This is a genomic window from Baaleninema sp., from assembly GCF_049974805.1.
Lineage (GTDB): Bacteria > Cyanobacteriota > Cyanobacteriia > Cyanobacteriales > Geitlerinemataceae > Baaleninema.
This window is the reverse complement of sequence record NZ_JBNGCO010000124.1, coordinates 1-12,594: the sequence shown is the minus strand read 5'-3', so window position 1 is coordinate 12,594 and position 12,594 is coordinate 1. Positions and strand designations below refer to the sequence as shown.

The 12,594-nt window shown below is 56.0% G+C and carries 6 protein-coding genes, 1 tRNA gene and 1 pseudogene; 3 read left to right on the top strand and 5 right to left on the bottom strand.

The window, feature by feature from the left end:
- Positions 1-103 precede the first annotated feature (103 nt).
- From ACP5D4_RS18500 to rpaB, 5 genes are all read right to left on the bottom strand, one after another.
- A tRNA-Leu gene (locus ACP5D4_RS18500) sits at positions 104-185 on the bottom strand.
- A 352-nt stretch (positions 186-537) separates the two neighbouring features.
- Positions 538-1,125, bottom strand: a complete 588-nt coding sequence (locus ACP5D4_RS18495; RefSeq protein WP_428013092.1) for a hypothetical protein — start codon at positions 1,123-1,125, stop codon at positions 538-540.
- Positions 1,126-1,267: 142 nt separating this feature from the next.
- A complete protein-coding gene (locus ACP5D4_RS18490) occupies positions 1,268-2,947 on the bottom strand; it encodes a glycosyltransferase family 39 protein (protein ID WP_428013091.1) in 1,680 nt (559 codons plus the stop codon).
- Positions 2,947-3,606, bottom strand: a complete 660-nt coding sequence (locus ACP5D4_RS18485) for a cofactor assembly of complex C subunit B (protein WP_428013090.1) — start codon at positions 3,604-3,606, stop codon at positions 2,947-2,949. The genes ACP5D4_RS18490 and ACP5D4_RS18485 overlap by 1 nt, the downstream gene beginning before the upstream one ends.
- Before the next feature lie 195 nt (positions 3,607-3,801).
- Positions 3,802-4,533 (bottom strand): response regulator transcription factor RpaB, encoded by a 732-nt coding sequence (gene rpaB, locus ACP5D4_RS18480; protein ID WP_428013089.1) that lies wholly within the window; start codon positions 4,531-4,533, stop codon positions 3,802-3,804.
- Between the two features lie 155 nt (positions 4,534-4,688).
- Here rpaB and radA point away from each other — a divergent pair, with 155 nt between their 5' ends.
- The 3 genes and pseudogenes from radA to ACP5D4_RS18465 all read left to right on the top strand — a co-directional run bounded on the left by radA (position 4,689) and on the right by ACP5D4_RS18465 (position 12,387).
- Positions 4,689-6,410: a DNA repair protein RadA gene (radA, locus tag ACP5D4_RS18475; RefSeq protein WP_428013088.1), complete on the top strand. Its 1,722-nt coding sequence runs from the start codon at positions 4,689-4,691 to the stop codon at positions 6,408-6,410.
- A 156-nt stretch (positions 6,411-6,566) separates the two neighbouring features.
- Positions 6,567-8,909, top strand: a pseudogene (locus ACP5D4_RS18470) (PAS domain S-box protein); the annotation flags it as partial.
- A gap of 88 nt (positions 8,910-8,997) precedes the next feature.
- A complete protein-coding gene (locus ACP5D4_RS18465; protein ID WP_428013087.1) occupies positions 8,998-12,387 on the top strand; it encodes a response regulator in 3,390 nt (1,129 codons plus the stop codon).
- Positions 12,388-12,594: the final 207 nt, after the last annotated feature.

Below are 12,594 nucleotides of genomic sequence, written 5' to 3'. Positions count from 1 at the left end.
TACTGTAAAGCCGCCCTAGAAGGGCGGGGTTTCAAACCCAAAATTTTCGATGAAAGACTCCTACGGGGGACTCCAAAAGAAATTCACGATAAGAAATTCACGATGCGGACGAAAGGACTTGAACCTTCACACCTTGCGGTACTAGAACCTAAATCTAGCGCGTCTACCAATTCCGCCACGTCCGCATTCAACTGTCGTTGAGTGGCTCCGTCTCAGTTTAGAGACACCAAACCCGAGACGAAAACGCCTCGAGCAACCCGTCTTTTGAGACGGCCGGCATCGCTATCCGACAGACAGCAGCCACGGCCTAATTTTAACATGGAGACGGAGATCGAAGCAATGCCGACCTTGCCCTTGGCTGGCCAACCCAGAACTCTCCGATGGGGGGGCAGTGTGCTTCTTTCAGCTATACCTTGGCGGTGCGTGAGGAGCGATCGCTCGGACGAGTTACCCCCGATTTTTGCAGAAAAGTCCCTTGGCGGTGCGTGAGGAGCGATCGCTCGGACGAGTTACCCCCGATTTTTCAAGTCACGCACCCTACAGGTGGGGACTTTCGGCGGAAAAGACTTCCTCTTCCAAATCGCTGGAGCTGCGATCGGAACGTTCGATGACGAAGGGTAGCGCAGCACCGTTCAAACCTCGAACCATGCGTTCGGGAGTTTCGTCGAACAACACGAACAGCGGAAAAATCCGCTGAGCCGCATCGCCGTAAATATGACGGTAGCGGTGGGGCATAACCCACTCGTATCCTTTATCGAGCAAGACTTGGGTTTGTCGCCATCGGAGCAGCAAATCAGATAAGTCTTCGTGGGGACGGTGGATGAAAATAAAGATTTCGATGCCGATTTTAACTTTCCAGTCCGGCTCGCACATGAACATCCCCAATTCGCAGGGAAGACAAACCGTTTCACCCGCTCGAACGTTCAAACCGTTCAACCCCGATTGGGTAATGGGTTCTCGCAAGCGGACGAGGGGAAACGGCAGTACGATCGCGCTTTCGTCGGGGCGGCGCAAGCTGGGGATGGCTTCAAAATAAGGGCGGTGTTGCCGCAATAATTCGACGGCGGCGTGGGTTTCGCAGTAATGAGCGAGGGCGCTTTCGTAGTGGGATTTTTTAACAGGCATGATGGCGGAGGAAAATAGGCAGTTGAGGAGAGGTGAGAAAAATTGCAGGGAGAGGTAAGGGATGGAATTGAGGGGGTTTCAAGAGTGGTAAGAGAGGGGCGAACTTGAGGTTTTGGATTGACGGCTCTGTTAGTTATTGTAGTCAGCCAGAAAAATCGCGGCTACATCGATAGCGTTGGTAAGGAATGCCGAGGCGGTGATATTCGCTGATATCTCGCTGACAGAGACGCTCTGGAAAATTTAAGGTGTCGGGATATTCGGCTTGTCGGAGTCCGGGGGCGACAACCCACAGCTCAAAGGGTGGAACGGTCGAGAGAGAGAGGGTTTCGAGGTTTTGCCAAAGTCTCTCGTATCCCGAGGCGCGATCGAACAAGCCGAATTCAGATGCGGGCGGTAATTCGAGGGCAAAACTCAAGCCCAAGGCGATTTCTTGAAAGTTTTGATATCCAACGACCGTCACTAACGGTAACTGGGGTTCGACGTTGAAGCTCCGAGCGATTTGACGGGGATAATAGGGTTTGTGAAAGGCGAGATTGTGAACGACCAAAATGGAACTGAGCCATCCCACCATCGCTACGATTCCCCCTCGGCGAAGCTGCGCCTTTCGGGACGTTAACGCCGCAGCGAGTAAGGCACAAAAGCCGGGATAGTAGAGGAAGTGGTATCGCGGCGCGGTGGTGATGTCTTTACCCAAGCCGTAGACGATCGCGCCGAAGGCGACGAGCGTCCATCCGGTGAAACTCGTCAGGGTTAACAGTTCGAGTCGTCCATCGTCTCGCCGCCAGCGATCGCGCCATCCCCGCCACGCCACGCACCCCAACCATAGGCTAAACGCCACCATGAGAACGCCCAGGGGAACGGCAATCCAAAGGGGTTGGTTTTCTACGGGAAGGGAAATCGCCATCACCACCCAACTGGCCAGGGTTTGCACTAGAGGCGCGAAACCGTCCGTCCAACTCGGCTCGAAGGGTTTGAACCAGTCGGTTTCGGGGCGATCGAGGTGGCTCAGCAGTTGGGGCAACCAGGGGAGAAAGAGTACAGCGGGGACGAAGAAAGTTGCCCAGTTTGCCCACCCTCGCCGCATGGGAACACACCTCGTGACCCGACGACAGTCGATCGCGGCGACGCTCGCCAATGTTGCTAATTGTGCGGCGTAGGCGACGACGAAGAAATAATGAACGTAGAGTCCCAGAGTGTTGGCGGCTACCCATCCCCAACGAGTGCCTCGGGGGAGAGGTTTGCCTTCGACGAAATGTCGCGCGAACTCGACGAGTCCCCCCAGGGCGACGGTGACGAGAAACAGCGGCAGGGTGTAATGTCGCGCTTCTTGGGAGAGATAGACGGCAAAGGGGGAGACTGCCATTAACGCGGCGGCGACGAGTCCGGTGCGGAAGGAAAAGGCTAGGCGATCGAGCCAGAACATGGCGGCGATGGCCAATACGCCGAAGGCCGCCGGGAGCGATCGCAACTGCCACGTCAAATCCTCGAAACTCGGCGGCCTCTGCTGCAACCAACGATGCGTCAAACAGAAATATAACGGCGGATGGGTGGATTCGGTGGCGACGGTGTGGCTGATGTCGGCACAGGTGGCGTCGGGAGCCAGGGAAAACCACCCTTTCAATTCTGTAACGGGCAGGAAGCGATCGAGGGGAACTTCTGATGCCGAACGTCCCAAACTCAAACCGGCCGTGAGAATTTCGTCGAGCCACAGGGGTTTGAGATCGAGGTGCCAAAACCGCAACGCCGCCCCCACTGCGAGGACGATGAAAACCGCGATCGCGCCTCCGACCGATTTTTGACGATCCCTTAAGCGACGCTGCATTAGGCCGATGAGAGTTCGCGCTCGAGGCTCGCGGCTAACTTCTCCGCAATGCCTTCAATCCAGCGTTCGTCTTGTTGCGTGTAGCTGCGCGGCGCGTTCGCTCCCAACACTAACACCCCTTTTCTATTGAGAGGTTGACAAATTAAACCTTGTGTGTTAAATGGCAAATAATCGAATTCCACTTTACCGGGATAGAGATCGAGCTTCACCAAATAAACGGGTTTTTGCTTGTCTAACACCCGTTCGACGATGGCGCCAGGTTTGACCTGGGGATTGGGACTCAAGACACCACGACGTAACAACACGCGATCGTCATACCACACCACGAGCGACTTCGTAACGGTATTCGTCAGCAGCAAATGAGACGCCCACGCCAACTCTGTTTTGACGACTTCTGGCAAATCCTCGGCCAACTCGAACCCTTCTTCTCCTTCGAGAATCACAGCTTCGGGGGGAACGGGTTGAACCCGCTGCCACAACAACCCCGTCAACACTAACAGCGCACTGATAATGACTCCCACCGCATCAGATCGAGATTGCCAACTCGTCAGTTCGCTGGCGGGGGTTAACAGTCGGTTGGCGAACAGCAGCGTTCCCGCCAGCGCACCGACAACAATCGGCAACCGTCGCAATACCACCGTCGAATCAGATTTAGACATGGAGAATCGGCAAAGAAGACTCTGGAACTAACAGTTGGGAACGGAACGCTTGGGAATTGAGACTTAGGCTTCTCTTAGGATCGTGGGAGGGTTGGCACGCTTAGAATACCAAGAGCCTTACAGGGCGAACACCGTTCGCCCCTACAGACAGGATTTCACCATCCCATCACCCCCTCATTCCATCACCCCTTCTCCTCAAGCTTCTTCACCCGGTTCGATAATACGTTGGAATAGATATCCCGTTCCGCGAGCCGTTAAAATTAGTTCGGGATTACTCGGATCGTCTTCGAGTTTCGCCCGCAACCGGGAAATATGAACGTCTACCACGCGAGTATCCACGTGACGTTCGGGAGTGTATCCCCAAACTTCTTGAAGAATTTCCGAGCGCGAGAACGGTTCGCCCGAACGACTCACCAACAACTCTAACAGGCTAAATTCCATTCCCGTGAGTCTGATACGTTCGTCGCCTTTGTACACCTGTCTTTTATTGGTGTCGATGCGAATGTTGTTAATTTGAATGACGCCGGAACTGGGAATTCCAGAACTGTTGGTTTTATCGACTCGACGCAATACCGATCGAATCCGGGCTTCAAGTTCTTTGGGCGAAAACGGTTTGACAACGTAATCGTCGGCGCCCAATTCTAAGCCGGTGATGCGATCGGCCACGTCGCCGAGAGCCGTTAACATGATGATGGGAACGTCCGATTCTTTACGAAGTTCCTGACAGACGCCGTAGCCGTCTAATTTCGGCATCATGACGTCGAGAACGACTAAATCGGGATGGGCGTCGCGAAAGGTCTCGAGGGCTTCTTCGCCGTCGGCTGCTGTCACCACGTCGTAACCGATCATGGCCAAGCGCGTTTCGAGGATACGGCGAATGCTGGCTTCGTCATCGACAACGAGAATTTTTTCTTTTTGACTATCCAATGTCCTTCAAACCCCTTTAACGTAAATCGATCGTTAAATTTTGCTACTCTACATTAAGATACTACCCTATCGAGCGGTCGAATCTCAGTTGAAATCCTTTGCTGGGCTATCTTTCAGGGTTTTTTAACGATTGAAGGCACGCCGTCGCCGTTACTATGGCTAAGTCTCGAACCTATTATGTGTGCAACGAATGCGGGGCTGAGTTTCCGCAGTACTTCGGACGCTGTACGAACTGCGGTACTTGGAATTCTTTAAGTGAAACGGAAACGCCGACGGTGTTGGCCTCCGGGCGTCCTGTCAGTGCGGCGGCCTGGAATCGGGATCTCAAGGCGGGAAAGCCGGCCGAGAAATCTGACGGACAGCCGAGGGCGGCGGTGTTACTCTCTCAAATCGCCGACGCCAGCGTAACGCGATCGCCTTCGGGATACGGCGAACTCGATCGCGTCCTCGGTGGGGGCATCGTTCCCGGTTCTCTGGTTCTCATCGGCGGCGAACCGGGCATCGGAAAATCGACGCTGTTGTTGCAAACGGCCAGTCAGTTAGCTAAAAGTACCCGCATTCTTTATGTTTCGGCAGAAGAGTCCGGACAACAGGTCAAGTTGCGGGCGCAACGGTTGCTCGCCGCGACGATGGACGAGGAAGAGGAAGATTCGGAGAGCGAGTCGGGAAGTGGGAAATCCTTAGAAAGGTTAGAAAATCATAGCCAATCCGCCTCAGACTCCCCCTCTCCCACCGATGAAACCGGGAAAAATCCCTCGGCCTCTGAAATTGAAGCCAATTTTTTCTTACTTCCCGAAACTGATTTAGAAGTTATTTTACGGGAATTAGAATCTTTAAAGCCAGATTTAGCCGTTATCGACAGTATTCAAACGATTTATTTTGCGTCGCTAACCTCTGCCCCCGGTTCTGTGGCACAGGTTCGGGAATGTACCTCAGCTTTAATGCAAGTGGCGAAGCGAGAAAATATTACCTTATTCATCGTCGGCCACGTGACTAAAGACGGCTCGATCGCCGGTCCGCGAGTGTTAGAACACTTAGTAGATACCGTGTTGTTTTTCGAGGGCGATCGCTTTGCCAGTCACCGCCTGCTGAGATCCATGAAAAATCGCTTCGGCGCCACCCACGAAATCGGCGTTTTCGAGATGGTGTCCAACGGCTTACGGGAAGTGGCGAACCCTTCGGAACTCTTCTTAGGCAGTCGCGACGAAACGGTGTCGGGAACCTCTACCATCGTCGCCTGCGAAGGCACGCGCCCCATCGTCGTGGAGTTGCAGGCGTTGGTGAGTCCGGCGAGTTTCGGTTCGCCCCGCCGCAGTGCCACGGGAGTCGATAGCAGTCGCCTGCAACAAATCCTCGCCGTGTTAGAAAAGCGAGTCGGGGTTCCCCTGTCGAAGTTAGATACGTATGTGGCTTCCGTGGGGGGTATTCGCGTCGAAGAACCCGCCGCCGATTTGGGCATTGCCATCGCCGTGGTGTCGGGATTTCGCGATCGCGTCGTCGATCCCCATACCGTCCTCATCGGCGAAGTGGGCTTGGGGGGACAAGTGCGGCAAGTGTCGCAGTTGGAGTTGCGGTTGCGGGAAGCGGCAAAACTCGGATTCAAGCGGGCGATCGTTCCTCGAGGTCAAAATCCTCCGGATTTGGGCTTGAAACTGGTTCCTGTGGCGCGAGTTCTCGACGCGATTTTAGAAGCGATTCCCAGTCATCCGGATGTGGGCGAAGAAAACGGGAACAACAACGGCAGCGACGGAAACGACAGCGTTCCCCCCATCGTGTTGGACGCCGAAGCGATCGATGACGATTGGGACGAAGAACCGTCCGACGAGGCTTCAGCGGAATCCTATGACAATAATTCGGCGGAAACCGACTTGTTTTAGATAAATTTATCGAAATATCGTTAAATAAACTGCCCTATCCGTATTTTTGCGGGAACTCAAACCGAATGAATATGTCACGATAGTAACGGGCAATATTCCCACAACAATGGTGTATCGCCGATTTGCCGTCTTTTTACAGTCAGTTTTTGGTTTCCTATGCTTGCTTTGAGTTCGTTCGCTCTGTCGGTCTCGACTCTCGTGATGTTGTCGAAATCCGGAAGTTCTAGCATGGCGAGCGAACCCTGGATTTGGCTTCACGGTCTGGCCGATATCTCCATCGCCTTATCATACGGGTTCCTTGCAGGGGCGATCGTCCTCTCGACCCATCGCAGAAACAGCCCCCAATCCCTGTTGTGGTGGCTGGTGGCGGCAGTTTTGGCAATACTGGGCATCGGACGCATAGTCGATTGGTGGCGACTGGAACATCCGGAGTTCTGGCTGTCGGGGGCGATCGAACTCCTCGGGGCGTCGATGCTGCTGGTGGCTCTCGGTTCCGCCGTTCCCCACCTGCCCGTTTGGCTGAGTCTCGTCCCCGGCTCTGAGGTCGATGGCCAGCGGGAAAACCAACAACAGCTCGAAGAACGCCTGGCCGCAGCCAACCAACAACAGCAACGAACCCAAGCCCAGCTCGATCGACAAACAGCCCTTCTGCAAACCCAGCTGCGCCGCCAAGCCCTCACCCTCGAGAACCTCTACGATGCTGTCATCCTCACCGACTTGGACGGGGCGATCGTAGATTGGAACCCCGCCGCTGAAATCCTCTTCGGCTACAGTAAAGCCGAAATGCTCGGACAGTCTCTCGACCGACTGTATCCAGACCGGGACAATTTCGCCAAAGATATTCGCGATGTGGCGCTGCGAACCGGCCGCTGGAGAGGACGGGTGCAGTTGACTCGCAAGGATGGCACCTGCTGTATCTGCGAAAAACTCGTAGTTCCCCTCACAGACGAAAACGGCGCGGTGGTGGAAACCCTGAATATTGATCGAGATCTGACCGAACACCAACAGTCCGAAGCCGCCCTACGGGAAAGCGAACAGCGGTTCCGCGACGTATCCGAAGCAGCAGGAGAATACCTCTGGGAAGTAGACGCCAACCTCACCTATACCTTCCTCACAGAGCGCGTTAAAGCAGTCAAAGGCTATAGTCGAGAAGAACTCCTCGGCCGCAGTCCCTTAGAATTCATTCATCAAGAGGATATTTCTCGCATTGAAGCCATCGTGCGAGAAGCTTCCGAAAACAAAAGCAGTTTTAAGTTCGAGCATCGGGACGTAACCCCCGACGGCGGACTCGTATGGGAAGAAGTGAACGGACTGCCGCTGCTGGACGAAGCTGGTGAGGTGGTCGGTTTTCGCGGCACGGGGGCGAGCGCGACGGAACGCAAGGCCACCGAAGAAACACTGCAACAACAACTTCTGGCGGTGGAATCGGCCATGGACGGCATCGCCATTTTGAGCGCCGAAGGTCAGTATTTGTATCTCAACGACGCCCACCTTAAAATTTTTGGCTACGACCGACCCGAGGAACTCTTGGGGAAACACTGGCAGCTACTCTACGACAAAACCGAAATCGCCCGGTTCCAACGGGATGTTTTTCCGGTGTTGGTGCGAGAGGGACATTGGCGGGGAGAAGCGATCGCCAAACGCAAGGACGGGAGTTGTTTCTTCGAGGAGGTTTCCCTTTCTCTGACCCCAGATGGGGTTCTGGTCTGTGCCTGTCGCGACGTGACGGAAACCCACGAAGCCACAAAAAACCTACGGGAAAGTGAGGAACGGTTCCGCCAATTCGCCGAAAACATCGAAAGCGTGTTTTGGATGACCGACCCCCGCAAACAGAAAATGCTGTACGTCAGCCCGGCTTACGAGCGGATTTGGGGGATGTCGCGGGAGACGGTCTATACCAGTCCCCTGGAATTTGTCGAAGCCATTCACCCAGAAGACCGAGATCGCGTGGTGGCGGCCTTTGCCAAGCAACCCCTCGGCACCTACAACGAGGAATATCGCATCGTGCGTCCCGACGGCCAGGTGCGGTGGATTCGCGATCGCGCGTTTCCGGTGACGGACGAGGCGGGAACCGTGTATCGGGTGGTGGGGATTGCCGAGGATATCAGCGATCGCAAGTACGCTGAAGACGCTCTGGAACAACAGCTTCGTCGGGAACGGCTCCTGGCGACACTCTCTCAGCGGGTTCGCCAGTCTTTGGATTTGGAAGCGGTGCTGCAAACTACTGTTGACGAGGTGCGAGATTTCCTCGAGACCGACCGGGTGGCGATTTACCGCTTCGATGAGAATTGGGGCGGTCGCGTTCTGGTGGAGGCGGTAGTGCCGGGATGTTTGGAGATTCTCGGGCGGTATATTCACGATCCCTGTTTTGGGACGACCCATCTTTCTCCCTATCAAAACGGTCGGATTCGCACCATTGCCGATATTTACGAGGCTGAGTTACAGCAGTGTCACGTGGAGTTGTTGGAAGGGTTGGAGGTTCGGGCGAATTTGGTGGTGCCGGTACTGCTGCAACCGAGCGGCCGGCGATCCTTCTCAGGCGCAGGAGAGGAAGGGCACGCAGGAGTCTCCAGAAAAGACACCGCAATTGTGGGGGTTGTTAATCGCCCATCACTGCCGCCGTCCTCGGGAGTGGAAGGAGTCGGAGGTGGAATTGTTGCGTCAGTTGAGCGTTCAACTGGCGATTGCCATTCAACAGTCGGAACTCTACGCGCAGGCGCAAACGGAACTGCGGGAACGGGAACAGGCTGAGGCGCGGTTGCGGGACAGCGAGGCGACGATTCGCGCCCTGTACGAGGTGACGGCAGATCGAGAGTTGGATTTCGACGGTCGCTTGGGGCGGATGTTGGAAATGGGCTGTCAGCGGTTCGGCTTGGACGTGGGGACGGTGGGACGGATTGAGGGCGATCGCTACGAGTTGCTGTCGGTTCGATTGCCGGACAGCAATGGGGTGTTGGTGCCGATGAAAGGAGATTCTCTGGATTTGAGCCGAACTTACGATGCCATCGTTTTTGAGAGCTTACAGGCTGGAGAGGGTGAAGTGGTGGCGATCGAACGGATGTCCGAGTCCCCCTGGTGCGATGCTGAAGCTTATCGCTGTCGCCGCCTGGAGGCGTATATCGGAACGGCGATTTTCGTCGAGGGCGCTCTGTTCGGAACCATCGGTTTTTCCAGTCCCAAGGGGCGATCGACGGCTTTCTCAACCGGCGATCGAGAGCTGTTGCGTTTGATGGCGCAGTGGGTGGGGGGAGAAATCGAGCGCGATCGCGCGGGGACGAAGCTGCAACGGGCATTTCAGCGGTCTATGCTGCTCAAGCGGATTACTCAAGACATTCGCTCGAGGTTGGACAGTCAGGAGATTTTCCAGGTGACTTGTACGCTGTTGGGGGAAGCGTTGGGGGTCGATCGCTGTTTGCTTCAGTCTTATTGTGAAGACCCAACTCCGCGAGCGCCGTTTGTGGCGGAATATCTGGGCCGCAATTGCGATTCGATCGTGCGGTTAGAGGTATCGGTGGCAGACAATCCCCATATGCAGCGGTTGTTGGAGAGCGATCGCGCTCTGGTTGCTAACAACGTTTACGAAGACCCGCTGTTGAAGTCGATGGCATCCTGGGCTCGCCAAATCGGTCTCAAGTCTCTACTGGCGGTTCGTACCTCTTATCAGGGGACGGTCAACGGTTTGATTGGCTTGCACCAGTGCGTCCGGTTCCGCTGTTGGACGGCCGAGGAAATCGAGTTGGTGGAGTCCGTGGCGGACCAGGTGGGCATCGCCCTAGCCCAGGCGCGGTTGTTGGAAGCGGAAACGAAGCAGCGACAGTTACTTTCTCAGCAAAACGCAGCGTTGGAACGGGCGCGACAGTCGGCAGAGGCGGCCAACCGGGCGAAAAGCGAGTTTTTGGCCACCATGAGCCACGAAATCCGCACGCCGATGAACGCCGTGATCGGGATGACAGGGCTGTTGTTGGATATGGAGTTGACCCCCGACCAACGGGATTTCGTGGAAACGATACGCACCAGCGGCGACGCCCTGTTGACGATTATCAACGATATTCTAGACTTCTCGAAAATTGAATCGGGACGGTTGGAGTTGGAGGAACATCCGTTTGAGTTGTGCAGTTGTGTCGAGGGCGCTCTGGATTTGTTGGCGGCCAAGGCGGCGCAGAAGGGGTTGGAGTTGATTTGTGAGATCGACCCTCAAGTGCCGACGGCGATTTCGGGGGACGTGACGCGGTTGCGGCAGGTGTTGGTGAATTTGCTGGCCAATGCGGTGAAGTTTACGGAGTCGGGAGAGGTGGTGGCGTCGGTTTCGGTGCGCGACACCTTCGCGTCAAGGGAACAAAGTGCTTTGGCAGAGACGGACGAGGACTCCAAAGAAGCCGTGGAACTGCTGTTTTCGGTGCGGGATACGGGCATCGGCATTCCGGAAGACCGCCGGAACCGGCTGTTTCAACCCTTTTCTCAGGTGGACGCTTCCACGACGCGACAGTACGGCGGTACGGGGTTGGGACTGGCTATCAGTCGCCGTCTGTGCGAGTTGATGGGGGGTCGGATGTGGGTTGAAAGTGAGGTGGGCGTGGGATCGACGTTTTACTTCACGGTTCGCGCCACGGTTCTGCCCAGTTCGACCTGGGTGGATTCGAGGCAAAAGCAAGGGCAGCTCTCGAACCGGCGCGTTTTGATTGTGGACGACAACGCCACCAACCGCCAAATTTTGACCCGCCAAACTCAATGTTGGGGAATGCAGCCCTATGCCTCGGCTTCTGGACGAGAGGCGTTGGCGCGGTTCGAGCGGGGGGAAACCTTCGATGTGGCGGTGTTGGACATGCAGATGCCCGAGATGGACGGGGTGGGCTTGGCCAAGGCGATTCGATCGCTCCCCCAGGGGCAGGGGTTGCCGCTGGTGATGTTTACCTCCATTGGAAAGCCGGAGGTGGGGGAGCGGACCCAGTTGCAGTTTGCGGCGTTTCTCAGCAAACCCATCAAGCAGTCGCAGTTGTTTAACGTGCTGATCGAGGTATTGGGGGGACAGCCCCAGCGGGTTCGTCCCCGCCCGCAGGCGTTGGCGGAGATTCGCGGAACTGGGCAGTCTGGGGAGGCTTCGACGGTGGCGCGATCGCCGTTGCGGGTGTTGTTGGCGGAGGATAACGCCGTCAATCAAAAGGTGGCGTTGCGAATTTTGGAGCGGATGGGCTATCGGGCAGATGTGGCGGGGAACGGATTGGAGGTTCTAGAGGCCTTGCAGCGACAGCCTTACGATGTGGTGTTGATGGACGTGCAGATGCCGGAGTTGGATGGGTTGGAGACGACGCGGCGGTTGAGGAACGGTTCGGTGAAGATTCCGTTTCCTCAACCGCGTGTCGTGGCCATGACGGCGAACGCGATGCAGGGCGATCGCGAGGTCTGTTTGGCGGCGGGAATGGACGATTACGTGAGCAAGCCAATTCGTGCCGAACAATTGGCGCAGGCTCTCGCCCAGTGTGAGCGGATTCGAGGGGAGATGGTTTCGGCTGCGCCCCCGTCGCCGTCGTCTAATTCCAAGGACGAGGAGTCCAACGAGAAGTTGGGAGGGGACGCTTCAGATGTCAACGGAAGCCTCGATGTAGAGGCGTTGCAGAGGTTGCAAGAGTTGCTGGGAGAGGGCGATCGGGACACTTTCATCGAGGCGATCGATCTCTATCTCGAGGAGGTTCCCAGGTTGTTGGCGAGTATGGAACGGGCGATCGCCAGTCAGGACGGTATTTCACTGCAACGGGCTGCCCACACCCTCAAGTCCACCAGCGCCACGGTGGGCGCGATATCCATGTCCGATCTCTGTGCCGATATCGAACGAGAAGCCACTTCGGGACACCTCAACCGCCTGACAGCCCAACTCGATCGCGTCGCCCGCGATTTCGAGTCAGTCAAAGCCGCGTTGATGGGCGTTCGGGAGGAGATGCTTCGTCAGGGAAGCGGGAAGAGTCAGGATTGGAGGATGTAATGATGTGAAATTCTCGATCGTCTCATTTCCCCCTCTCCCCATCCTCTCTACCAAGATCCGTCGCAGTACTCCGCCCATAGCCGAAGGCTTGGGGGGTGGTGAAGCGACGCACAACCGGAGGAAGTCGTTCGCTTAAGCCTAAGAAACAGGTATTTAGGGTTTGCTGAAAAAGTTATCAAAAGCCGGGGGGTGGAAAACGAACAAGAA

Coding starts and splice junctions, on each gene's coding strand:
- ACP5D4_RS18495 (WP_428013092.1), bottom strand. CDS start 1,125: ATGCCTGTTAAAAAATCCCACTACGAAAGCGCCCTCGCTCATTACTGC.
- ACP5D4_RS18485 (WP_428013090.1), bottom strand. CDS start 3,606: ATGTCTAAATCTGATTCGACGGTGGTATTGCGACGGTTGCCGATTGTT.
- ACP5D4_RS18490 (WP_428013091.1), bottom strand. CDS start 2,947: ATGCAGCGTCGCTTAAGGGATCGTCAAAAATCGGTCGGAGGCGCGATC.
- radA (WP_428013088.1), top strand. CDS start 4,689: ATGGCTAAGTCTCGAACCTATTATGTGTGCAACGAATGCGGGGCTGAG.